Genomic DNA, 21,565 nt, shown 5'->3' with positions numbered 1-21,565 from the left:
GTCCGCGGACACCGGCCCGGGGCGCCGCCCGCCGCCGGCGGCGCGGTCTGGACCCGCCTCGAGGTGCGCGACCGCTCCGGGGCGCCCGGCCGGTTCGAGCAGCCCGTCGTCCGGCTGGCCGTGCCGGGGGCGCCGGACCTGGAGGTGACGGCGGTGCACACCGACCCGCCGGTGACCGTGCGGCGGACCCGCCGGTGGGAGCGGGAGATGGCGCAGCTGCCCGCGGCCGGCGGCGACGTACTGCGGGTGCTGGCCGGGGACTTCAACGCCACCCCCGACCACGCCACCTACCGCCGGCTGCTGGCCCGGGGCTACGCCGACGCCGGCGCGCGCACCGGGCGGTCCCTGGTGCACACCTGGACGCCGGAGAGACGGCCGCAGCCCCGGCTGACCCTGGACCACGTGCTGGCCGACCGGCGGATCGGCGTCGCCTCCTTCGCGGTGCACGACCTGCCCGGCAGCGACCACCGCGCGCTGGCCGCGGAACTGGTGCTGCCGCCGCGCTGAGGAGAAGGATCGACGTCGTGCACGCGCTCGAGACCGTCGTGGTCGTCGGTGTCCTGGTCCTGGTCGGGTCCCTGCTCGCGCGGTGGGTCCGGCTGCCCCCACCCCTGGTGCTGCTCGCGCTGGGCACGGTCGTCGGCTTCCTGCCCGGCATCGGCGCGGTGGAGATGCCCCCGGACGTCGTCCTGTTCCTGTTCCTCCCGGCGCTGCTGTACTGGGAGTCCCTCACCATCTCGCTGCGCCAGATCCGCGCCGACCTGCGGGTGATCAGCCTGATGTCGGTCGGCCTGGTGCTGGCCACCGCGGGCACGGTGGCCGTCGTCGGGCACGCGCTCGGGCTGTCCTGGCCGATGGCGTTCGTGCTCGGCGCGGTGCTCGCCCCCACCGACGCGACCGCGATCGCCACCGTGGCCGGCCTGCTGCCCCGCCGGGCGCGCACCCTGCTGCGCGCGGAGAGCCTGGTCAACGACGGCACCGCCCTGGTCGTGTTCGGCGTCGCGGTCGGCGTGGCCGTGGGCACCCTGGACGTCGGCCCCGGCGGGGTGGCCTGGCGGCTGGTCGGCTCCTACGCCGGCGGCATCGCGGTCGGCCTGGCGCTGGCCTTCGCCGTCACCGAGCTGCGCCGGCGGCTGACCGACGTCCGGCTGGAGAACGTGGTCGGCGTGCTCACCCCGTTCGTGGCCTACCTGCCGGCCGAGCTGCTGCACGCCTCGGGCGTGGTGGCGGTGGTCACCTGCGGGCTGACGCTGACCCAGATCGCCACCCGGGTCATCTCCCCCGCCGCCCGGGTGCAGGCGGCCGGGTTCTGGTCGCTGACCACCTTCCTGCTCAACGGGTCGCTGTTCGTGCTGGTCGGCCTCGAGCTGCACGCGGTGGTCGCGGGCCGCACCGCTGCGGAGGTCTGGACCGGCGTGGTGGCCACGCTGTGGGTGGCCCTGACCGTGGCGGGCACCCGGCTGGTCTGGGGCAACACGCTGCCCTTCGTCATCCGGGCGCTGGACCGCCGGCCCGCCCAGCGGCTGCGCCGGGTCGGCTTCCGCGGCCGGCTGCCCGGCCAGTGGGCCGGCTTCCGCGGGGCGGTGTCGCTGGCGGCGGCCCTCGCCGTCCCCTCGACGACGGCGGACGGCGGGCCGCTGGAGGGCCGGGACCTGCTGCTGATGGTGACCTTCGGCGTCATCGTGGTGCTGCTGGTCGTGCAGGGCCTGACCCTGCCGGCGGTCATCCGGTTCTCGCGGTTGCAGCCCGACCCGGCCGAGGCGCAGGAGGAGCTGCTGGCGCAGCGCGAGGCGCTGGGGGCCGCACAGGCGGCGCTGGACGTGCGGGCCGCCGAGCTCGGCGTCCCGGAGGCCGTCGTCGCGCGGGTGCGGGAGGCGCACGAGGCCCGGGAGCGGCAGCTGCACCTGACCCAGGTGCTCAGCGACGGGCGGGTCACCGACCCCGACCACCGCGCCGTGAAGAAGGCGATGCTGGCCGAGGCGGAGTCCGAGCGGCGGCTGCGGCTGGCGTTGCTGGGCGACAAGCGGGACGCCGTCGTCCGGCTGCGGGACCTGCACGCCATCGACGACCTGGTGCTGCGGCGGGTCATGGCGCAGCTGGACGCCGAGGAGGTCCGCCTGGTCGGGGTTCAGCCCGAGGAGTGACGCCGGTCCTGCAGGAAGCGGAACCGGTCGCGGACGCGGGCGACCTCGGCCGGGTCGACCTCGGCCACCAGCACGGTCTCCCCGCCGGCGGCGGTGGCCAGCAGCTCGCCCAGCGGGCTGATGACCCGGCTGTCCCCGACGTGCTCGGTGCCGTCGCCCGCGGTGCCGACCCGGTTGCAGCCGACCACGTAGGCCTGGTTCTCGATCGCCCGGGCCTGCAGCAGGGTCTGCCAGTGCAGCCGGCGGGCGGCGGGCCAGTTGGCCGGCACCAGGTAGACGTCGGTGTCCGGCGCCAGTGCCCAGAACTCGTCGGCGAAGCGCAGGTCGTAGCAGACGAACAGGCTGACCCGCAGGTCGCCGACCTGCACGGTCACCGGGGCGTCGCCGGCGCGGAAGTAGTCGTGCTCGCGGGTGTGGGTGAAGGGGTGCAGCTTGCGGTAGCGGTGCACGGTGCCGTCGGGGCCGGCCAGCACGAAGGAGTTGTAGGGCCGGGGGTCGTCGACGGCGACCTCGGCGCACGACCCGCCGACCCAGACCCCGTGCCGGGCGGCCTGCTCGGTCAGCCACTGCGCCGACGACCCGCCCTCGGGCTCGCCGATCCCGTGCCGCATGGAGAACCCGGTGGAGAAGGTCTCGCTGAGCAGCACCAACTCGCCGCCGGCGCCCACCGCGCGGTCGACGAGGCCGGCCAGCCGGGCGTGGTTGGCCGCGCGGTCCTCCCAGACGATGTCGTGCTGGACGACGGCCACCCTCATGCGGTCAACCTCGCGACGGCCTCGGCGAGCACCTCGGGACGCTTGCAGAACGCGAACCGGACCAGGTCGCGGCCCAGCTCGGCGTGCTGGGGCAGGTAGAACGCCGACATCGGGACGGCGACCACGCCGACCCGGTGCGGCAGCTCGCGGCAGAAGGCGAGCCCGTCGCCGTCCACCCGCACGGTGGCGAAGTAGGTGGCCTCCGGGCTCACCACCGGCAGCCCCGCCTGCACGAGCCCGGCGACCAGCTGGTCGCGCTGGTGCTCCAGGTCCGTGGCGACCCGGGTGAAGAACGCGTCGGGCAGGCCGAGCCCCGCGGCGATGGCGGGCTGGAAGGGGCCGGCGTTGACGTAGGTGAGGAACTGCTTCGCCGTCCGCACGCAGGTGACCAGCTCGGCCGGGCCGCACACCCAGCCGACCTTCCAGCCGGTGGTGGAGAACGTCTTGCCGCCGCTGCTGACCACCAGTGTGCGCTCGCGCATGCCGGGCAGCTCCGCCAGCGAGACGTGCTCCGCGCCGGTGAACACCAGGTGCTCGTAGACCTCGTCGGTCAGCGCCACCAGGTCGTGCTCGCGGACGACGTCGGCCACCAGCGCCAGCTCGGCCCGGTCGAACACCTTGCCGGTCGGGTTGTGCGGGGTGTTGAGCAGCAGCAGCGTCGTGCGCGGGGTGACCGCGGCCCGCAGCTCGGCGGGGTCGAAGGTCCACCGGCCGGTCTCGCCGGGCGGCGGGGGCCGCAGCGGCACCGGGACGACGACGCCGCCGGCCATCGCGATGCACGCGGCGTAGCTGTCGTAGAGCGGCTCGAACACCACCACCTCGTCGCCGGGGTCCAGCAGCCCGAGCAGCGCGCCGGCCAGCGCCTCCGTGGCGCCGGCGGTGACCAGCACCTCGGTGGCCGGGTCGTAGGACAGGCCGCGGAAGCGCAGCTGGTGGGCTGCGACGGCCTCGCGCAGCACCGGCAGGCCGGGGCCGGGCGGGTACTGGTCGAGCTCGGTGCCGATCGCGGCGCGGGCGACGTCGAGCACCTCCGGGGGGCCGGGGGTGTCGGGGAACCCCTGCCCGAGGTTGACCGACCCGGTGGCCACCGCCAGCGCGCTCATCTCGGCGAAGACCGTCGTCCCGAAGCCCTGCAGGCGCTGGGCGAGCAGGCTCACCGGGCGTCCTCGAAGCGCACGGTGCGGGTGGCCGGGTCGGCGACGTCGACCCGCACCCGGGCCACCTCGCCGGCCTCGAACCGGCCGTCGGCACGGCCCTGCACGGCCAGGTCGAGCAGCACCACGGTGGCGCGGTCGTCGTCGGCGTCGAGCACGACCGCATCGAACACCTCCCCCACCCGGTCGGCGAGCAGGGTGGCCTCGACCAGGTCGACGACGGCCCGCTCGACGGCGTGCGTGCGCCGGTCGGAGGCGGCCATCAGCGCGGGCAGCTCCGGCAGCGCGGCGCGCAGCTGCGGCGACGGCTGCTCCCCGGCGGCCAGCGCCAGGCAGACCTCGGTGCCGAACCGGTCGACCAGCCGGCGCAGCGGAGCGGTGACGTGCGCGTAGGGGCCGCCGACCCCGCCGTGCCCGGGCTCGGCCGGGGGCTCGCCGTCGAAGGCGGTGTACCCGGCGCCGCGCAGCAGGCTGGTCGCCGCGTCGAGGAAGGCGGCGTGCTGCGGCCGGGCGGGGTCCAGGGTGGCGATGACCTCGCCGGGGGTCGCGCCGTCCGGCCAGGCCACCGCGAGGCCGGGTGCCAGCCGGCGCAGCGCCCCGACCGCGCGGGGGTCCGGCGGGGGCAGGGTGCGCAGGACGCCGACGCCGCCGTCCAGCATCAGCCGGGCGGCGCAGCGGCCGGTGAGCAGCGAGAGCTGCGCGTTCCAGCCCTCGACGTCGCTCTGCCCGCGGAACACGACGGTCCAGCCGCCGTCCGGGCCGGGCTCGACCTCCTGGGACGGCGTGCCCAGCTCGATCGCCCCGCGGTCGCGGGCGCGGGCCTGCAGCAGCCGGCCGATCTCGGGCAGCAGCTCGAGCTCGGCCGGCAGCTGGTCGCCGACGGTCACGTAGTCCAGCTGGGCGCGGCTGCGGACCCGGGCCCGGCGCAGGTCGACCGCGGTGACCTCGCCGTCGGCGTCCAGGTCGATCGTCCACAGCGCGGCCGGGCGGAGCTGGTCGGGCAGCAGGCTGGCCGCGCCCTCGGACAGCTGCGGCGGGTGCAGCGGCGTCCGGCCGTCGGGGCAGTAGACGGTCTGCCCGCGGCGGCGGGCCTCGGCGTCGACGGCGCCGCCCATCGCGACGAAGGCGCCGACGTCGGCGATGGCGTAGGAGACCCGGTAGCCGCCGTCCGTGCGGGCCAGGTGCAGCGCCTGGTCCAGGTCGCGGGCGCCGGGCGGGTCCAGGGTGACCAGCGGCAGGTCGGTGGCGTCGAGGTCGGGCAGGGGCGGATCCGCGGCCACCCGGTCGGCCTCGGCGAGGACGTCGGCGGGGAACTGCTCGGGAACGTCGAACTCCGCCCGGACCGCGGCGAAGTCGAGCGGACCGGACACCCTCAGCACGCGAGCCACCCCGTCACCGTTCCACGTGGAACGTGCAGGTACACAGTGCCCATGCCCGAGGGACACATGATCCACGTCGACGCCCGCCGGTTCGACGAGGCGATGGGCGGTCACGTGGTGCACGCGGAGAGCCCGCAGGGCCGGTTCGCCGACGGCGCCGCGGCGCTGGACGGCCGCACGCTGCGCGGCACCGAGGCGTTCGGCAAGAATTTGTTCCTGCGGTTCTCCGGCGCCTCCCCGCAGTACCTGCACGTGCACCTGGGCCTGATCGGTGGCTGGACCTGGTGGGACCACGACCACCAGCAGCTCTCGGGCCGGCCGGTCAAGCAGGTCGACGACTCCAACGTCCGGCTGCGGCTGCGGTCCGGGCGCGGGGAGGCGGCGCTCAGCGCCGAGCTGCGCGGGGCGATCACCTGCACGCTGGTCGACGAGGAGGGCCTGGACCGCGCCGTCGCGAAGCTGGGCCCCGACCCGCTGCGCGACGACGCCGACCCCGACGTCGCCTGGGCGAAGGTCCGGAAGTCGAGGAAGCCGATCGGCGGGCTGCTGCTGGACCAGGGCGTCACCGCCGGCGCCGGCCTGATCTGGCGCTGCGAAGTGCCCTTCCTGGCCGGGGTCGACCCGCACCGGCCCGGGGTCGACGTCACCGAGGACGAGTTCACGACCATGTGGTCGCAGATGCGCCGGGTGATGAAGGACGCCGTCGGGCGCGGCGGCAAGGAGATCACCACCGACCCCGAGGACCGCCCCGAGTCCGACGGGCACGTCAGCCGGGACGACGCGTTCTACGTCTTCCGCCGCGAGGGCGAGCCCTGCCTGCGCTGCGGCACGCCGATCGAGGTCGCCGACATGGACAACCGCAAGGTCTGGTGGTGCCCCACCTGCCAGCCGCACTGAGCCTTCGTGATCATGGGGTTCTGCACGGCGACACGCCGCACGACGGCGCGCCGCCGGGCAACAACCCCATGATCACGTCGAGGGGGAGACCCGGACGTCGCCGAGGCCGTCGATGCTGACCACGTCGCCGGCGCGCAGCTGGCGGCCGCGGCGGTCCTCCGGCTCGCCGTTCACCCGCACGGTGCCCTCGGCGAGCACGTCCTTGACCTGCGCCCCGGTGGGGACGGCGTCGACCAGCTTCAGCAGCTGACCCAGCCGGATGACGTCCTCACCGGCGCGGAGCTCCACGGTCTGCACCGGTGAACTGTCCCACCCGTCCGCCCCGCTCACCATGCCCGCAGCTCGTCGCCGACCGCGATCCGGCCCCCGGTGCTGGGCACCGCGCCCACCGACAGCGTGCCCTCGTGGGTGCGGTGGATCGTCTTGAGCACCCCGGTGTCCCGGCCGATCCCGCCGGGCTGGGGCCGGGTGGTCATCACGCAGCGGGCGACCGGCGCGACGACGTCGAGCACCGCGGTGCCCAGCCGCACCCGCTGACCGACCAGCTCGTCCTCCCCCGCCCCGTCGAGCAGCACGTTGGCCCGGAACCGGCGCGGCGCCCAGTCCCCCGTCGTCCCGGTCGACAGCAGCGTGACCCGGGAGTCGGCGTTGTCGTGGAAGGCACCGTCGGCCCCGGAGAAGGGGTTCCAGCGCGACTCGGTCTCCAGGTCCGCCGGGTTCTCGTAGGTGCGCGGGCCGGGGTGGCTGGCCGGGCGCAGCTCGACCGAACGGCCCACCCAGTCCGAGAGGACGGCGTCGTCGCCGGTCACCGTGCCGTCGGGGAGCAGGACGTCGGGCCGGCCACCGGTCGTGCGAGCCGAGGCGAACAGCAGGTCGGGCACCCGGCGGGCGGTGAGGCCGTAGCCGGTGGCGGTGTCGAACAGCGCCCACGCCCGGTCGCCGACGAACCCCTCCGGGCCGACGTCGACGGCCTCGCACCGCTCGCCCTGCAACGACTTGACCGGGTAGCGCCACAGCTCGATGACCTGCACCGGCCCAGTGTCGCGCGCCCGATCCACCGCGGACGCGCCCCGGCGTGCCAGCCTGTCCGCGCCACCGAGACAGGAGTGACCCCGATGACCGACGGCGAGGAGCTGCCCGGCCCCCGCAGCGTGCTCGACGTGCACGTGACCGACCGCGACGACCTGCTGGTGTCCTTCGTCCCCGACGACCAACCCGGGGACGGTGTCCTCGTGGTCACCGTCGCCCAGGACCGCACCGGACGCCGGATCCGCGTGCCCGTCGGCGAGGACGTCGAGATCATCTGGTCCTCCCGCCGCGGCCCCCGCGCCCGGACCGCGCGGGTGCTGGAGGTCATCACCGGTGGTGAGCCCACCTGGCGGCTGGAGCCGCTGGGCTCCGTCCGCGACGGCCAGCGGCGCGGAGCGGTGCGCGCCGAGGTGCTGCTGCCCGCAGTGCTCACCGACGGCCCCCGCAGCGTCGAGGGCACCACGCTGGACCTGTCCGAGACGGGCGTGCGCGGCCGCTGGCCCGTCGCCGACGGCTGGCCCGCGGTGCTGGACACGGTGACCGTGACCCTGCACCTGGGGAACGACCGGGTGGTCTCCGGCACCGCCGAGGTGCGCCGGGGCTTCCCGGTCACCGACGGCAGGCTGGAGGCCTCGCTGGTGTTCACCGACTGGCCCGAGCGCGCCCAGGACCAGGTGCGGGCCCGGGTGTTCGAGCGGCTGCGCCAGCTCGCCAAGCGCGGCGACCTCTAACTGCTCGCTGCGCCCGCGAAGAGCGGTCGGTCGGGTTCTCGCCAGTGCTCGACGGGTTGGCCGGTGGTGTCGGTGAGGACCCCGGTGATGATCTCCCGACCATCGGGGCGGAACGTGCGCCAGCACCTGTCGTCGGGGTCCCACTTCAGCCGGTAGCCGTGGTGGACCTGGGTGTGGTGCCGTTCACACAGCAGCGCGGTGTTCTCCAGGCTGGTGGCTCCGCCGTCGATCCAGTGGATGAGGTGGTGGGCGTCGCACCACCAGGCCGGGGCGTGGCAGCCGGCGAACACGCACCCACCGTCCCGGACCTCGGCGGCGCGGCGGATGTGCGCCGGCACCAGGCGGTGGGCGCGGCCGACGTCGAGCGGGAGCCCGTCGGGGCCGAGCAGGACGCGGGCGACGTCCCCGTCGCAGGCGGCCTGCCGGGCCACGGTGTTGGACGCGGTCGCCCCTGATCCCAGCCGGGTGGCGGCGGGGCGGGTGTCGGGATCGGCCAGGTCCTCCAGCTGGATCAACGCGGTCACCTGGGGCTTGGTCGTGCGCAGCATCGGCAGGTCCCCGGCGGCCAGGTGCAGAGCGGCGAGCTGGACGAGGGCGTCGGCGGCGCGCTGGTCGCGGGAGCGCAGGTCGCCCTCGCAGCGTCCGGCGGCGGCGATGGCCTCCAGCGCGGCTTCGACCTGCTCCCCACCGGCGGCGTCCAGCTGGCCGCGGATGGCGCGGGACCCGTCGGCGCGGCGGGAGATGCGCAGCCCGCGGCCTTCGGTGGGGTCGGTCGGTGGTGGGCCGTCGGGGTCGATGGCGTCGGCGATCCGCCGGCACACGTCAGCCAGCGTGCGGGGGGCGTGCATCGCGGTCTCGGCCACGAGCAGGTCCAGGGCGGGCAGGTCCACCCCGGCCGCCTCGCCGGTCGCCCAGACGTCATCGGTGAGGATCCGCCCGATCACGGTGATCTGACCCGCCGTGATCCCGCCTGCGGCCGCACCAGCGCCAACCGCCGGCATCCGCCGGGCCAGCCGCCCGGCGGCGAGCGTTCCAGCGGCTTCGGGGCCGGACAGGTGGGTGTGCCCGCGCAGCCACGGCTTCATCCCGGTCAGCCCGTCGGTGTAGGCGGCATCCACGGCTTCGGCGTGGGCGACGGTGCGGGCCAGCTCGGCCTGGGCGAGGTTGACCAGCCGGGCCAGACCCCGAGCCCGGTCCAGCAACTGCGCGGCCGATACCCCGCCCTCCAGCGGCGTCTGTGACGCAGTCAGCGCCGCCTCGATCGCCGCGCACACATCGGCCGGCGGTGGCTCCGGTGACCGGGATGCGGCAGCCATCGGCGAGGGCGCCGGCGGACGCTCAGCGCCCAGGGCGCCGGGTGCGAGGGGCTCGGGCGTCCAGGGCTTGGCGTCGTCCAGACCCACCACCGACACCTCCCACCCGTTCGATCAGGTGTTCGAAATCTAGCGCTGATGTGCAGGCATAGCGAGGTGAATCCCCAGCTCAACCGTCGTATGACGCTGATGGACCATCCTGAGCACCGAACGGGCCGCAGCCGTCACATGACGGCTTCGGCGGGGTGGCGGCGAGGCGACGGCGCCGGCACCACTAGGCCGGCTGCCAGGACAGCGTCCAGCTGCCCGACCAGGCCTCCTCCGGCGCCAGCACGACCAGGTCGGCGTCGTCGGCGAGCGCGTTCGGCGGGCAGGTCATCGGCTCCACCGCCAGGCTCCGCCGACGCTGGCCCTCCGGGAGCGTGTCGCCGGTGTAGACCTGCAGCCACGGCCACTGCCCGTCCACGGCCAGCTCCAGCTCCCCCGCCGGGCCGGACAGCCGCACCCGGGCCCAGCCGTCCTCGTCGCGGGTCAGGTCGGTGACGGCGTCGTCCAGCGCGCGGTCGCCGATCCTGCCCACGGCGCCGTCGAAGGCGTGCCGCCCGCCGGTGGGCAGGCCGCCGTCGAGGTCCAGCCCGGTGCGGGCCGGGACGTGCAGCTCCGCGGCACCGATCGCGCCGTCCTCCTCCGAGCCCACGTGCAGGTAGGGGTGCATGCCGACGCCGAAGGGCGCGTCGTGGGTGCCGGCGTTGCGCACCCGCACGGTGACGGTGAGCCGGTCGGGCTCCAGCCGGTAGTCCAGCGCCACCGCCAGCCGGAACGGGTAGCCCGGGCGCGGCTCCAGCACGGTGCCGACGGTGACGGTGTCCTGCGTGCGGGCCAGCACCGAGAACGGCTGCCAGGACAGCAGGCCGTGCATGGCCGCACCCTCGGCGGCGGTGTCCAGCTGCAGGTCGGTGCCCCGCCAGGACCACCGGCCCCCGCGCAGCCGGTTCGGCCACGGCAGCAGCAGCCCACCCCGCCGTCCCTTCGGGACCTCGCCGGTGCGGTAGCCGTCCAGCACGTCCCAGTCGCCGACCGCGAGCCGGCGCAGCCCGCCACCGCGCAGGTCGACCGCGACCCGTGCGGAGCCGCGCTCCAGCCAGGCGCCCAGCGGCTCGGTGGTCGGCCAGGCGGCCTCCTCGGGGACCACACCGGGCATGCCGAGCAGGTCGGCGAGCACGTCGAGCACCTCGGCCCGCCGGACGGCGGCGGCCGGTGCGATCTCGGTCAGCCCGAAGTAGCCGTGCACCAGACCGGGCCCGGGCAGGTGGACGACGTGCACGCCGGCGGCGGCCAGCTCCACGGCACAGGTGTCGCCCTCGTCGCGCAGCGGGTCGAACTCGGCGGTGGCCACCACGGCGGGCGGCAGGCCGGTCAGGTCGGTGCCCAGCGGCGCGGTCCACCGGTCGCCGCCGTCGGGGAGGTACCAGTCCCAGAACTGCCGCATGTCGGACTTCTCCAGGAACAGCCCGGTCGCGTTCTCCGCCACCGACGGCATCGACATCGTCGGGTCCAGGCCGGGGTAGGCGAGCAGCTGCGCGGCCAGCACCGGGCCGGCCTCGTCCCGGCAGCGCAGCGCCACCCCGAGGGCGAGCCCGGCTCCGGCGCTGTCCCCGGCGACCACCAGCGGCGCCGAGGGCCACCGGCCTGCGGCCCAGCGGACGGCGGCCAGGCTGTCCTCCAGCGGTGCGGGGTGCGGGTGCTCGGGGGCCAGCCGGTAGTCCACCGCGACGACGATCGCGCCCAGCCGGTTGGCCACCGCGCGGCAGACCGGGTCGTGGGTGTCCAGGTCGCCGACCGCCCAGCCGCCGCCGTGCAGCCACACCACCACGGGCCGGGCCTGCCCGGCGACCCGGCCCAGGCCGGAGCGGTAGACCCGGACCGCCAGGTCCCCGGCCGGGCCCTCGACCGTGCGGTCCTCGACGTCGGCGACCGGTTCGGGCCGGTAGCCCTCGCCGCGGCGGGCCAGCGACAGCGCCCGGTAGCGCGCCCGGTCGACGGCGGCGTCCCCGCTGACCAGCGGGGTGGCCCCGGCGTCGACGAGGCGCTGCAGGAACGGCGGGAAGTGCGGGTCGATCGGCACGGGGTCACCTCACCACGGCCCGGCCTACCCGGCGAGGGGGTCCACCGATGCGGGCAGCAGGGAGACCCGGACCAGGCCCGCGGCCAGGCGGGCCAGGTCGTCGCCGTCCACCAGGTCGGCCAGTGCGTGGGGGTCGGTGGGCAGGTCGACCCGCCCGGCGCCGCGCAGCGCCCGGTCGTCCAGGTGCGGGCGCAGCCACGGCCACACCGCCTGCGCCTCGCGGAGGAACACGTGCGCACCCAGCGGACCGACGCCGGGGAACTCCTGCAGCAGCGCGGCAGCCCGACCGGCGTCGCCGTCGGCCTCGGCCGCCAGCCGGCGTAGGTCACCCTTCCAGCGCTCGCGGACCTGGGTCGCCAGGTCGCCGAGCTGGGTCGACGTCCGTTCGTCGTAGCGGCGGTAGTGGCCCCGGCCCAGTGCGTCGACGCGGTCCTGCCAGCTGGCCTCGAGCATGTGGTCGGGGGTGGTGAGGCCGGCGTCGAGCAGCTCGGTGGTCGCCGCGACGGCGATGCCGGCGTCGATCCGGGCGCTGAGCAGCTCGGCCAGCACCAGCAGCTGCCACAGCGGGGCGGGGGTGTCGGCGAGGCGGATGCCGGCCTCGTCGGCGTAGGTGGTGCCGTACCGGTCGAGGACGGCGGCGGCGGTGTCGCGGTCGGTCATGACGGCCCCCTACCCGTGACGGGCGGGGCGGCACATCGGTGACAGGTGTCAGTGGTGGCGGGCCCCCGGGCTGGGAAGACTCGGGCCATGCCCGCCCCCGAGCTCCGCGCCGCCGACACCGACCGCACAGACGTCGCCGAGGTCCTCGGCCGGGCCCTCCAGGAGGGTCGTCTCACCGTCACCGAGTACGACGAGCGCCTGGCCGCCGCCTACGCCGCGCGCACCCACGCCGACCTCGCCGTCCTCACCTCGGACCTGCCCACCCCGGCGCCGCGCCGCGAGGAGCGGCGCGCGACCCACGGCAGCTGCGGTGGCGGGGACCTGCGCCAGGCGTGGCGGGGCTGGCTGACCGTCGCGCTGGTCGTCTGGGCGGTGTACCTGTTCTCCGCGATGGCCGGTGGCTTCTCCTACCCGTGGCCGGTCTGGGTCGTCGGCCCCTGGGGCGCCGTGCTCGTGGCCCGCACCCTCACCACCCGCGGCACGCCCGCCCGCCGCGGCTGACCCCGGCGGCCCCCGCCCGGACGGGCGGGTGTGGCACCCTTCGCCCGTGGTCGCCCGACCCCGCCGTCTGAGCCACCCCGGCCGGGTCATCGCCTCGGCCTTCGCCGCGGCCATCACGGTGGGCACCGCGGTGCTCAGCCTGCCCGCGGCCACCGCCGGGCCGGGGCGCGCCGACCTGCTCACCGCCCTGTTCCACGCGACCTCGGCGGTGTGCGTCACCGGCCTGGTCACCGTCGACACCGGCACCTACTGGTCGGGGTTCGGACAGGTGGTGCTGCTGCTGCTCATCCAGGCCGGGGGCATCGGCATCGCCACCCTCGCCACGCTGCTCGCCCTCCTGGTCTCCCGGCGGCTGGGGCTGCGGGCCCGGCTGGTCGCCCAGGCCGAGACCAAGGCGCTGACCGCCGCGGACCTGCGCCGCGTGGTCGGGCGCGTGCTGGTCTTCGTCCTCGCCGCGGAGGCCGTCGTCGCCGTCGTGCTGGCCCTGCGGTTCGGGCTCGGGTACGGCCAGTCCGCGGCCGCGGCCACCTGGAGCGGGGTCTTCCACGCGGTGTCGGCGTTCAACAACGCCGGGTTCGGCCTGCGGGCCGACAGCCTGGTCGCCTACGTCGCCGACCCGGTCATCAGCCTCACCGTCTGCGCCGCCGTGGTCGTCGGCGGACTGGGCTTCCCGGTCGTGTTCGAGCTCGCCCGCGAGTGGCGCACCCCGCGCTCGTGGTCGGTGCTCACCCGGGTCACCGTCGTCTGCTCCGCGGCCCTGCTGGTGCTCGGCACCGTCGTCCTCCTCGCCACCGAGGCCCGCAACCCCGGGACCCTGGGCCCGCTGGCCGGCGGCACGAAGGTGCTGGCCGCGTTCGTGGCGGCCACCATGCCGCGCACCGCCGGGTTCAACAACCTCGACGTCGGGGCCTACCAACCCGAGACGCTGCTGCTCACCGACGCCCTGATGTTCATCGGTGGCGGGTCGGCCGGCACCGCGGGCGGCATCAAGGTCACCACCTTCGGCGTGCTGGCCTACGTGCTGTGGGCCGAGCTGCGCGGCGACCCCGACGTGGAGGTCGGCCGGCGCCGGCTGCCCGTCGCGGTGCAGCGGCAGGCCCTCGCGGTCACCCTGCTCGGCCTCGGGCTGGTCGCCGTCGGCACGTTCGTCGTCGAGGCGCTCACCGACCTGGGCTTCGACCAGGTGCTGTTCGAGGTCATCTCGGCGTTCGCCACGGTCGGGCTGTCCACCGGCGTGACCGCCGACCTGCCCCGGGCGGCGCAGCTGGTGCTCGTCGTGCTGATGTTCGTCGGGCGGATCGGCCCACTGACCCTGGCGACCGGGCTGGCGCTGCGCCAGCGGGCCCGGCGCCGTCGGCTCCCCGAGGAGAGGATCATCGTTGGCTGACCACCGAGACCCCGTCGCGGTCATCGGGCTGGGCCGCTTCGGCACCGCGCTCGCCCTGGAACTGGTCGCCGGCGGCACCGAGGTGCTCGCCGTCGACAACCGCCCCGAGGTGGTGCAGCGGCTCGCCGGGCAGCTGGACCAGGTCGTGGTCGCCGACTCCACCGACCTCGACGCCCTCACCGAGATCGGCATCGCCGACGTGCCGCGGGTGGTGGTGGCCATCGGCAGCTCCCTGGAGGCCAGCATCCTGACCACCGCGCTGCTGTCCGAGCTCGGCGTCGCCACCATCTGGGCCAAGGCGACCACCCGGCAGCAGGCCACCATCCTGGAGCGGGTCGGCGCCCACCACGTCGTGTTCCCCGAGCGCGACATGGGCGAACGGATCGCCCACCTGGTCGCCGGCCGGGTGCTGGACTGGCTCGAGGTCGACCCCGGCTGGGTCCTGGCCAAGGCCCGGCCGCCGCGGGAGGTGGTCGGCGTCCCGCTCGGGGAGACCGGGCTGCGCACGCGGTACCGGGTGTCGGTGGTGTCGGTGCGGGCGGAGAACGAGACGTCGTTCACCCACGCCGACCGGGACACGGTGCTCAGCTACGGCAGCGTCGTCGTCGTCGCCGGCCACCCCGACGACGTCGAGCGGTTCGTCGACCGGCCCTGACGGGCCCGGGATGCGCGAGAGGCCCCACCCGGTGCGGGTGGGGCCTCTCGTCTGCGCTGTGGGCAAGGGGGGAGTTGAACCCCCACGTCCTCTCGGACACACGGACCTGAACCGTGCGCGTCTGCCATTCCGCCACTTGCCCTGGCGAGGGAGAACAGTATCAGCCACCCGCGAGCGCCTTCTCCTCGGGGCGTCGCGCGCTCACCGACCGCTCTCCGCCCCGGTGCCCGGTTACGATCGGCTGCCAGTCAGTAGGAGGTCAACCGAGCGTAGGGAGCGACTGTGGGTGTGCTGCAGCGCTTCGAGCGCCGCCTGGAGGGCATGGTCGGTCTGGCCTTCGCGCGCATCTTCAAGGGCAAGGTGCACCCGGCCGAGATCGCCAAGGCCCTGCAGCGCGAGGCCACCGAGCAGCGCAAGGTGATGGGCGAGGGCCGTGTGCTCGTGCCCAACGTCTACGAGGTGCGGCTGGGCCCCACCGACTACGACAACCTGGCCGAGTGGTCCGAGCAGCTGGCCGCCGAGCTCGCCGACATGGTGGCCGAGCACGTCGACGACGAGGGCTTCCAGACCTTCGGCGACGTCCAGGTCCGGCTCGAGCGCGACGAGGACCTGCACACCGGGGTGTTCGAGGTGGCCTCGCACGTGGCCGACCCGCGCGCCGGGCAGCGGTCCCCGCGCTTCGCCACCGACCTCGACGAGAGCTGGGGCGGCCCCGTCCCCGGCCACGACGCGCCCCCGCCGCCGGCCGCGGCCCGCCCCGGCCTGCCGCCGCTGCCCCCGCTGCCCTCGATGCGCGGCCAGGAACCGGCCGGTCCCTCGGTGGTCGGCCGCTCCGGTCAGCGCCCCGGGGTCACCCACGTCCTGGTCGTCGACGGCCCCGGCACCCGGCACACCCTGTCCCCGGGCAGCAACGTGATCGGCCGGGGCACCGAGGCCGACATCCGCCTGCCCGACACCGGGGTCAGCCGCAAGCACGTGGACGTCGTCCTGGAGGGGCCGGTGGCCAGCGTGCAGGACCTCGGCTCGACCAACGGCACCCTGGTCAACGGTCGCCGGGTCGGCCGGCAGCCGCTCTCGGACGGCGACGTGATCCGCATCGGGCACTCCGTGCTGGTCTACCGGCAGGACGGCGCATGACCGCCGAGATCGTGCTGCAGGTCTTCCGGTTCGGTTTCCTGCTGCTGCTCTGGCTGTTCGTCTTCGCCGCCTTCCGGGTGGTCCGCGCCGACCTGCTCGGCGGGCGCGCCGGCCGGGTCTCCTCGGTCCCGCCGCGCGCCCAGGCCGGCAAGAAGCGCGGCGGACGCGGCCCGAAGAACCTGCTGGTCACCGCCGGCCCGCTGTCCGGCACCAAGATCACCCTCGGGGAGCAGGCCATCCTGATCGGCCGGGCCGACGACTCCACCCTCGTGCTCACCGACGACTTCGCCAGCTCCCGGCACGCCCGGCTGACCAACCGCGGCGGGCAGTGGTACGTCGAGGACCTGGGCTCCACCAACGGCACCTACCTCGACCAGCAGCGTGTGCAGGGCCCGCTGCTGGTCTCCCCCGGCCAGCCGATCCGGATCGGGCAGACCGTGCTGGAGCTGCGCTCATGACCCGGGAGCTGCACTCATGACCTTGGTGCTCCGCTACGCCGCGCGCTCGGACCGCGGCCTGATCCGCGGCAGCAACCAGGACTCCGTCTACGCGGGGCCGCGGCTGCTCGCCGTCGCCGACGGCATGGGTGGCCACGCGGCCGGCGACGTGGCCAGCAAGGTGGTCATCGCGGCGCTGGAGCACCTGGACGACGACGCCCCCTCCGGCGACATGCTGTCCTCGCTGCGCAACGCGGTCTTCGACGGCAGCGAGCACCTGCGCGAGGTCATCCGCGAGTCCCCCGAGCTCGAGGGCATGGGCACCACGCTCACCGCCGTCCTGTTCGCCGGTGGCCGGCTGGCGTTGTGCCACGTCGGCGACTCCCGGGCCTACCTGGTCCGCGACGGCCAGCTCAACCAGATCACCCACGACGACACGTTCGTGCAGACCCTCATCGACGACGGCCGGATCACCGAGGACGAGGCCAACAGCCACCCGCAGCGCTCGCTGCTGCTGCGCGCGCTCAACGGCCAGGACGTCGAGCCCGACCTGTCGATGCGCGAGGCCCGCGCCGGCGACCGCTACCTGCTGTGCTCCGACGGCCTCTCCGGCGTGGTCAGCCACGAGACGATGGCCGACGCGCTGCGCGACCCCGACCCGCAGGCCACCGCCGACCGGCTGGTGGAGCTCGCGCTGCGCAGCGGCGGCCCGGACAACATCACCTGCATCGTGGCCGACGTCGTCGACGACGACGGCAGCGCCTCGATCGACCCCGTGGTCGACGGCGCGGCCGGGGACAACCGCGGCCAGCGCGAGGTCGACCCCCGCTCGGCGGCCGGCCGCGCCGCGCTGGCCGACCCCCGGCCGGCCACGCCCACCGCCACGGTGGCCAGCGCCCCCCCGCCCCGCAAGCGGCGCCGTCCGCTGCGCACCGCACTGCTGGGCCTGGCCGCCGTGGTGGTGCTCGCCGCCGCCGCCGTCGGCTTCTACGCCTTCGTGGGCAACCACTGGTTCGTCCGCTCGGTCGACGGCGGGGACGTCGGGGTCTACCGCGGCATCAACGCCTCGCTGGTCGGCCTGGACCTCTACCGGCTGGACACCTCCACCGACCTCGCGCTCACCGACCTCACCCAGGCGGCCCGCAGCCGGGTCGAGTCCGGCATCGAGGCCAGCGACCGGGACGACGCCGACCGCATCCTGTCCAACCTGCTCGAGCAGCGGCTGCCCGTGTGCCGCACGGTCGGCAGCTCGCCGTCGGCCTCGGCCAGCAGCACCCCCGCCGCGCCGTCCACGTCCGCACCGACCACGAGCGCCCCGACGGGCGACCCCTCCGTCACCGCCGCGCCGCCGGCCACGACCGCCGCCACGACCACCGCCACGACGTCGTCCCCCAGCCGGACGCAGGAACCCGGGGTGGACTGCCGGGAGGCGGACTGATGGCCGCCCCCGCCGTCGGGCCGGGCACCGACCCGAGGCAGGCGGCCCCCGGCGTCGCGACCCCGCCCAAGCGGCGCGGGACCGAGCTGCTGATGCTGGCCTTCGCCGTGGTGATCACGCTGGCCGCGCAGACCATCGTCGACATCACCGTGACCGGGGCACCCAGCCCGGAGATCGCCACCTTCGGCGCCTGGTTCTCCGCCCTGTGGCTGGTGGCCCACCTGGTCGTGCGCAAGGTCGCGCCCTACGCCGACCCGCTGCTGCTGCCCTGCGTCGCCGTGCTGACCGGCCTCGGGCTGTCGATGATCCACCGGCTGGACATCGCCCGGAACGCCCTGGGCGAGTCGGTGACCGCCCGGGAGGACGCCCCCACCCAGCTGCTGTGGGCCACCGTCGGCATGGTGCTGTTCGTCGCCGTGCTGCTGGTGGTCCGTGACCACCGGGTGCTGTCCCGGCTGGCCTACACGATCGGTCTGGTCGGCCTCGTGCTGCTGGCGATCCCCGCCGTGCTGCCCTCCGCGCTGTCGGAGGTCAACGGCGCCAAGATCTGGATCCGGGTGGCCGGCTTCTCCATCCAGCCCGGTGAGTTCGCCAAGATCTGCCTGGTCGTCTTCTTCGCCGCCTACCTGGTCGACAAGCGCGACGTGCTCGCCCTGGCCAGCCGCCGGGTCCTGGGCCTGGAGGTGCCGCGCGCCCGCGACCTCGGCCCGGTGCTGGTCGCCTGGGGCGTGTCGATCCTCGTCCTGGTCTTCGAGCGCGACCTGGGCAGCTCGCTGCTGCTGTTCGGCATCTTCGTGGTGATGCTCTACGTCGCCACCGAGCGCGCCTCCTGGCTGCTGATCGGGGTGCTGCTGTTCGCCGCCGGGGGCACCGTGGCCTACCAGCTCTTCGGCCACGTGCGGGTGCGCGTGGACACCTGGCTGGACCCCTTCGCCTACTACCCCGACGGCGGTGGCTACCAGGTCGTGCAGTCGCTGTTCGGCCTGGGCACCGGGGGGCTCTTCGGCGCCGGCCTCGGCGGCGGGCGCCCCGACCAGGTGCCGGTGGCCAAGAGCGACTTCATCGCCGCGGCCCTCGGTGAGGAGCTGGGCCTGTTCGGCCTGGTCGCGATCGTGGTGCTGTACCTGGTGCTGGTCGAGCGCGGGCTGCGCACCTCCCTGGTGGTCCGCGACGGGTTCGGCAAGCTGCTGGCCGCCGGCCTGGCCTTCGGCGTCGCGTGGCAGGTGTTCGTCGTCCTGGGCGGGGTCACCGGCCTGCTGCCGCTGACCGGCCTGACCACCCCGTTCGTCGCCTACGGCGGGTCCTCGCTGGTGGCCAACTTCGGCCTGGTCGCGCTGCTGGTGCGGATCAGCGACGCCGCCCGCCGCCCGGCCGCCCCGCCCACGCCCCCGGCACCCAAGCTCGGCGAGGCGCTCACCGAGGTGGTCAAGCCGTGAACTCGCCGCTGCGCAAGGTGGCGATCAGCGTGCTGGTGCTGTTCACGCTGCTGATCCTCAACGCCAACTACATCCAGGTGGTGCGCTCCTCGGAGCTGCGGAGCAACCCGTCCAACACCCGGATCCTCGCCGAGGAGTACGACCGCGAACGCGGCGCCATCGTGGTGGCCGGCAACCCGGTCGCCCAGTCGGTGGCCACCGACGACACCCTGACCTACCTGCGGCAGTACCCGAACCCCGAGGTCTACGCGACGGTGACCGGCTACTACTCGCTGGTCTACGGCAACAGCGGGATCGAGGAGGCCGAGGACGAGATCCTCTCGGGCAACGACGACCGGCTGGCCTTCCGCCGGATCGCCGACCTGTTCACCGGGCGCGACCCCTCCGGCGGCAACGTCGAGCTCACCCTCGACCCGGCCGCCCAGCAGGCCGCCTACGACGCCCTCGGCGGGGTGGACGGCGCGGCCGTCGCGCTGGACCCGCGGACCGGTGCGGTGCTGGCCATGGTCAGCAGCCCCAGCTACGACCCCAACCAGCTGTCCAGCCACGACCCGGCCGCGATCCGCGCGTACTCCGACCAGCTCTCGGCGATGGACCCCGACCCCCGGGTGAACGCCACCACCGCCGAGCGGCACTCCCCCGGCTCGGTCTTCAAGCTGATCACCTCCGCCGCCGCGCTCGAGGACGGCTACACACCCGACACCGTCGTCCCCGCCCCGCAGCAGTACGTCCTCCCGGGCACCAGCCGGCCGCTGAACAACTACGGCGGCGAGTCCTGCGCCGCGTCCGGCGAGCAGCCCCTCATCGACGCGCTCACCATCTCCTGCAACACCGCCTTCGCCCAGCTCGGCGTCGAGCTCGGCGAGGACCGCATCCGCTCGACCGCCGAGGCCTTCGGCATCGACCAGGGCGGGTTCGACATGCCGTTGCCCGTCGCGGAGAGCACCGTGGGCGACATCGACGGCGACGCGCAGCTGGCGGTGGCCTCCATCGGCCAGCAGAACGTGCAGATCACGCCCCTGCAGGGGGCGATGATCGCCGCTGCGATCGCCAACGACGGCACCCTGATGACGCCCTACCTGGTCGACCAGCTGCAGGCGCCCGACCTGAGCGTCGTCGACCAGACCGAGCCCACCGAGATGGGCCAGCCGGTCTCCGCCGAGGTGGCCGGCCAGCTGCAGCAGATGATGGTCAGCGTCGTGGAGAACGGCTCCGGCCGCCGCGCGCAGATCGACGGGTACACCGTCGGCGGCAAGACCGGCACCGCGCAGACCACCGCCGACGCCGACGACAACCAGTGGTTCGTCGGCTACGCCGGCCCGGACGGCGACCCGCAGATCGCCGTCGCGGTGTTCATCCAGGGTGGGCAGGGCACCGGGGGCGACCTGTCCGCCCCGGTCGCCCAGCAGGTCATGTCGGCCTACCTCGCCGCCCGCGGGGGGAACTGATGGCGCTCCACGTGGGCAGCGTGCTCGCCGACCGCTACGAGATCACCGCACCGATCGCCACCGGCGGCATGGGCGAGGTGTGGCGGGCCACCGACCGCACCCTGGGCCGCACGGTCGCGGCGAAGGTGCTCAAGGCCGAGTACACCGGCGACCGCAACTTCCTGGAGCGCTTCCGCAACGAGGCCCGGCACACCGCGGCCCTGGCCCACCAGAACATCGCCTCGGTCTACGACTACGGCGAGATCACCGACACCGACGGCCGCGAGGTCGCGTTCCTGGTCATGGAGTACGTCGAGGGCGAGCCGCTGGTGGCGATCCTCGACCGCGAGCTGACGCTGTCCCCCGAGCGCACCCTCGACGTCCTCGCCCAGGCCGGCGAGGGCCTGTCCGCCGCGCACCGGGCCGGCGTCGTCCACCGCGACATCAAGCCCGGCAACCTCATGGTCCGCCCCGACGGCGTGGTCAAGCTGACCGACTTCGGCATCGCCTGGGCCCGCGACGCCGCGCCGCTCACCCGCACCGGCATGGTCGTGGGCACCGCCCAGTACCTCTCCCCCGAGCAGGCGCAGGGCTTCCAGGTCACCGCCGCCTCCGACGTCTACTCCCTCGGCGTCCTGGGCTACGAGTGCCTGGCCGGCAACCGGCCCTTCGACGGCGACTCCCAGGTCGCCATCGCGCTCGCCCAGATCAACCGGCCCCCGCCGCCGCTGCCGCCCACCGTGCCCGGCTCGGTGCAGGCACTGATCGAGAAGGCGCTGGCCAAGGACCCCGCCCACCGGTTCGCCGACGGCGGCGCCTTCGCCGCCGCCGCCCGAGCCGTGGCCGCCGGCGGCCCCGGACCGGCCACCTCGTCGGCCACGACCGCCTACATCCCGGTCGCCGGGGGCGACGGCACCCAGGTCATCGGGCCGGTCGCCGCGGGCGCCGCCGGTGCGCTGG

The 21,565-nt window shown here is 75.1% G+C and carries 21 protein-coding genes and 1 tRNA gene; 13 read left to right on the top strand and 9 right to left on the bottom strand.

All coding sequences use genetic code 11. The features are described from left to right. Both NH342_RS14975 and NH342_RS14970 read left to right on the top strand, forming a co-directional pair. Positions 1–507 (top strand): endonuclease/exonuclease/phosphatase family protein (locus NH342_RS14975; RefSeq protein ID WP_253015719.1); only part of this gene is annotated, 507 nt, incomplete at its 5' end. A gap of 17 nt (positions 508–524) precedes the next feature. After that, a complete protein-coding gene (locus NH342_RS14970; RefSeq protein ID WP_253015717.1) occupies positions 525–2,144 on the top strand; it encodes a Na+/H+ antiporter in 1,620 nt (539 codons plus the stop codon). Here NH342_RS14970 and NH342_RS14965 read toward each other — a convergent pair. The 3 genes from NH342_RS14965 to NH342_RS14955 are packed head-to-tail and all read right to left on the bottom strand — an operon-like array spanning position 2,129 to position 5,441. Beyond that, a complete protein-coding gene (locus NH342_RS14965) occupies positions 2,129–2,899 on the bottom strand; it encodes a nitrilase-related carbon-nitrogen hydrolase (RefSeq protein WP_253015715.1) in 771 nt (256 codons plus the stop codon). The two genes, NH342_RS14970 and NH342_RS14965, sit on opposite strands and share 16 nt — an antisense overlap. Beyond that, positions 2,896–4,056, bottom strand: coding sequence for a pyridoxal phosphate-dependent aminotransferase (locus tag NH342_RS14960; RefSeq protein WP_253015713.1), 1,161 nt, complete (start codon positions 4,054–4,056; stop codon positions 2,896–2,898). The genes NH342_RS14965 and NH342_RS14960 overlap by 4 nt, the downstream gene beginning before the upstream one ends. Then, positions 4,053–5,441, bottom strand: a complete 1,389-nt coding sequence (locus NH342_RS14955) for an RNB domain-containing ribonuclease (RefSeq protein ID WP_253015711.1) — start codon at positions 5,439–5,441, stop codon at positions 4,053–4,055. The genes NH342_RS14960 and NH342_RS14955 overlap by 4 nt, the downstream gene beginning before the upstream one ends. 42 nt (positions 5,442–5,483) lie before the next feature. Between NH342_RS14955 and NH342_RS14950 the strand changes: the two genes are divergently transcribed. Beyond that, complete coding sequence (locus NH342_RS14950; protein WP_253015709.1) at positions 5,484–6,329, top strand: Fpg/Nei family DNA glycosylase; 846 nt, start codon at positions 5,484–5,486, stop codon at positions 6,327–6,329. Positions 6,330–6,401: 72 nt separating this feature from the next. On the opposite strand, the gene NH342_RS14945 is transcribed toward NH342_RS14950, so the two are convergent. Beyond that, positions 6,402–6,626: an RNA-binding S4 domain-containing protein gene (locus NH342_RS14945; RefSeq protein WP_253015707.1), complete on the bottom strand. Its 225-nt coding sequence runs from the start codon at positions 6,624–6,626 to the stop codon at positions 6,402–6,404. Between the two features lie 29 nt (positions 6,627–6,655). Next, a complete protein-coding gene (locus NH342_RS14940) occupies positions 6,656–7,360 on the bottom strand; it encodes an MOSC domain-containing protein (RefSeq protein ID WP_253015705.1) in 705 nt (234 codons plus the stop codon). Positions 7,361–7,444: 84 nt separating this feature from the next. On the opposite strand from NH342_RS14940, the gene NH342_RS14935 reads away from it, so the two are divergent. After that, entirely contained in the window at positions 7,445–8,089 is a 645-nt protein-coding gene (locus tag NH342_RS14935) for a flagellar brake protein (protein ID WP_253015703.1), read from the top strand. On the opposite strand, the gene NH342_RS14930 is transcribed toward NH342_RS14935, so the two are convergent. The 3 genes from NH342_RS14930 to NH342_RS14920 form a co-directional block, all read right to left on the bottom strand. Continuing rightward, the gene (locus tag NH342_RS14930) at positions 8,086–9,492 is read right to left on the bottom strand and encodes an HNH endonuclease signature motif containing protein (protein WP_253015701.1); all 1,407 of its coding nucleotides are present in this window, start codon (positions 9,490–9,492) and stop codon (positions 8,086–8,088) included. The genes NH342_RS14935 and NH342_RS14930 overlap by 4 nt on opposite strands. Before the next feature lie 184 nt (positions 9,493–9,676). Further along, on the bottom strand, positions 9,677–11,527 hold the full coding sequence (locus NH342_RS14925) for an alpha/beta hydrolase fold domain-containing protein (RefSeq protein WP_253015699.1): 1,851 nt from the start codon (positions 11,525–11,527) through the stop codon (positions 9,677–9,679). Between the two features lie 24 nt (positions 11,528–11,551). Beyond that, positions 11,552–12,187: a hypothetical protein gene (locus NH342_RS14920; RefSeq protein ID WP_253015697.1), complete on the bottom strand. Its 636-nt coding sequence runs from the start codon at positions 12,185–12,187 to the stop codon at positions 11,552–11,554. An 87-nt stretch (positions 12,188–12,274) separates the two neighbouring features. Between NH342_RS14920 and NH342_RS14915 the strand changes: the two genes are divergently transcribed. The 3 genes from NH342_RS14915 to NH342_RS14905 are packed head-to-tail and all read left to right on the top strand — an operon-like array spanning position 12,275 to position 14,730. Then, entirely contained in the window at positions 12,275–12,688 is a 414-nt protein-coding gene (locus NH342_RS14915) for a DUF1707 domain-containing protein (protein ID WP_253015695.1), read from the top strand. Positions 12,689–12,734: 46 nt separating this feature from the next. Next, complete coding sequence (locus NH342_RS14910) at positions 12,735–14,075, top strand: TrkH family potassium uptake protein (RefSeq protein WP_253015693.1); 1,341 nt, start codon at positions 12,735–12,737, stop codon at positions 14,073–14,075. Further along, positions 14,068–14,730, top strand: a complete 663-nt coding sequence (locus NH342_RS14905) for a TrkA family potassium uptake protein (RefSeq protein ID WP_253015691.1) — start codon at positions 14,068–14,070, stop codon at positions 14,728–14,730. Before NH342_RS14910 ends, NH342_RS14905 begins: the two co-directional genes overlap by 8 nt. Before the next feature lie 59 nt (positions 14,731–14,789). On the opposite strand, the gene NH342_RS14900 is transcribed toward NH342_RS14905, so the two are convergent. Then, positions 14,790–14,872, bottom strand: a tRNA-Leu gene (locus tag NH342_RS14900). 140 nt (positions 14,873–15,012) lie between these two features. Between NH342_RS14900 and NH342_RS14895 the strand changes: the two genes are divergently transcribed. The 6 genes from NH342_RS14895 to NH342_RS14870 all read left to right on the top strand — a co-directional run. After that, entirely contained in the window at positions 15,013–15,867 is an 855-nt protein-coding gene (locus NH342_RS14895; protein ID WP_253015689.1) for a DUF3662 and FHA domain-containing protein, read from the top strand. After that, on the top strand, positions 15,864–16,325 hold the full coding sequence (locus NH342_RS14890; RefSeq protein ID WP_253015687.1) for an FHA domain-containing protein: 462 nt from the start codon (positions 15,864–15,866) through the stop codon (positions 16,323–16,325). Before NH342_RS14895 ends, NH342_RS14890 begins: the two co-directional genes overlap by 4 nt. Before the next feature lie 16 nt (positions 16,326–16,341). Beyond that, positions 16,342–17,742: a PP2C family serine/threonine-protein phosphatase gene (locus NH342_RS14885; protein WP_253015685.1), complete on the top strand. Its 1,401-nt coding sequence runs from the start codon at positions 16,342–16,344 to the stop codon at positions 17,740–17,742. After that, entirely contained in the window at positions 17,742–19,178 is a 1,437-nt protein-coding gene (locus NH342_RS14880) for an FtsW/RodA/SpoVE family cell cycle protein (protein WP_253015683.1), read from the top strand. Before NH342_RS14885 ends, NH342_RS14880 begins: the two co-directional genes overlap by 1 nt. Next, complete coding sequence (locus NH342_RS14875; protein WP_253015681.1) at positions 19,175–20,626, top strand: penicillin-binding protein 2; 1,452 nt, start codon at positions 19,175–19,177, stop codon at positions 20,624–20,626. Before NH342_RS14880 ends, NH342_RS14875 begins: the two co-directional genes overlap by 4 nt. Then, a partial coding sequence (locus NH342_RS14870; protein WP_253015679.1) for a serine/threonine-protein kinase occupies positions 20,626–21,565 on the top strand: 940 nt, incomplete at its 3' end. The genes NH342_RS14875 and NH342_RS14870, both read left to right, overlap by 1 nt.

It is taken from the genome of Klenkia sp. PcliD-1-E, from assembly GCF_024124375.1.
Lineage (GTDB): Bacteria > Actinomycetota > Actinomycetes > Mycobacteriales > Geodermatophilaceae > Klenkia.
The sequence above is the reverse complement of the archived record's forward strand: the minus strand, read 5'-3'. Positions and strand labels throughout refer to the sequence as shown.

What these genes read in the sequence shown, in the direction of transcription:
- NH342_RS14935 (WP_253015703.1), top strand. Translation starts at nt 7,445, where the DNA reads ATGACCGACGGCGAGGAGCTGCCCGGCCCCCGCAGCGTGCTCGACGTG.
- NH342_RS14915 (WP_253015695.1), top strand. Translation starts at nt 12,275, where the DNA reads ATGCCCGCCCCCGAGCTCCGCGCCGCCGACACCGACCGCACAGACGTC.
- NH342_RS14920 (WP_253015697.1), bottom strand. Translation starts at nt 12,187, where the DNA reads ATGACCGACCGCGACACCGCCGCCGCCGTCCTCGACCGGTACGGCACC.
- NH342_RS14890 (WP_253015687.1), top strand. Translation starts at nt 15,864, where the DNA reads ATGACCGCCGAGATCGTGCTGCAGGTCTTCCGGTTCGGTTTCCTGCTG.
- NH342_RS14885 (WP_253015685.1), top strand. Translation starts at nt 16,342, where the DNA reads ATGACCTTGGTGCTCCGCTACGCCGCGCGCTCGGACCGCGGCCTGATC.
- NH342_RS14950 (WP_253015709.1), top strand. Translation starts at nt 5,484, where the DNA reads ATGCCCGAGGGACACATGATCCACGTCGACGCCCGCCGGTTCGACGAG.
- NH342_RS14965 (WP_253015715.1), bottom strand. Translation starts at nt 2,899, where the DNA reads ATGAGGGTGGCCGTCGTCCAGCACGACATCGTCTGGGAGGACCGCGCG.
- NH342_RS14880 (WP_253015683.1), top strand. Translation starts at nt 17,742, where the DNA reads ATGGCCGCCCCCGCCGTCGGGCCGGGCACCGACCCGAGGCAGGCGGCC.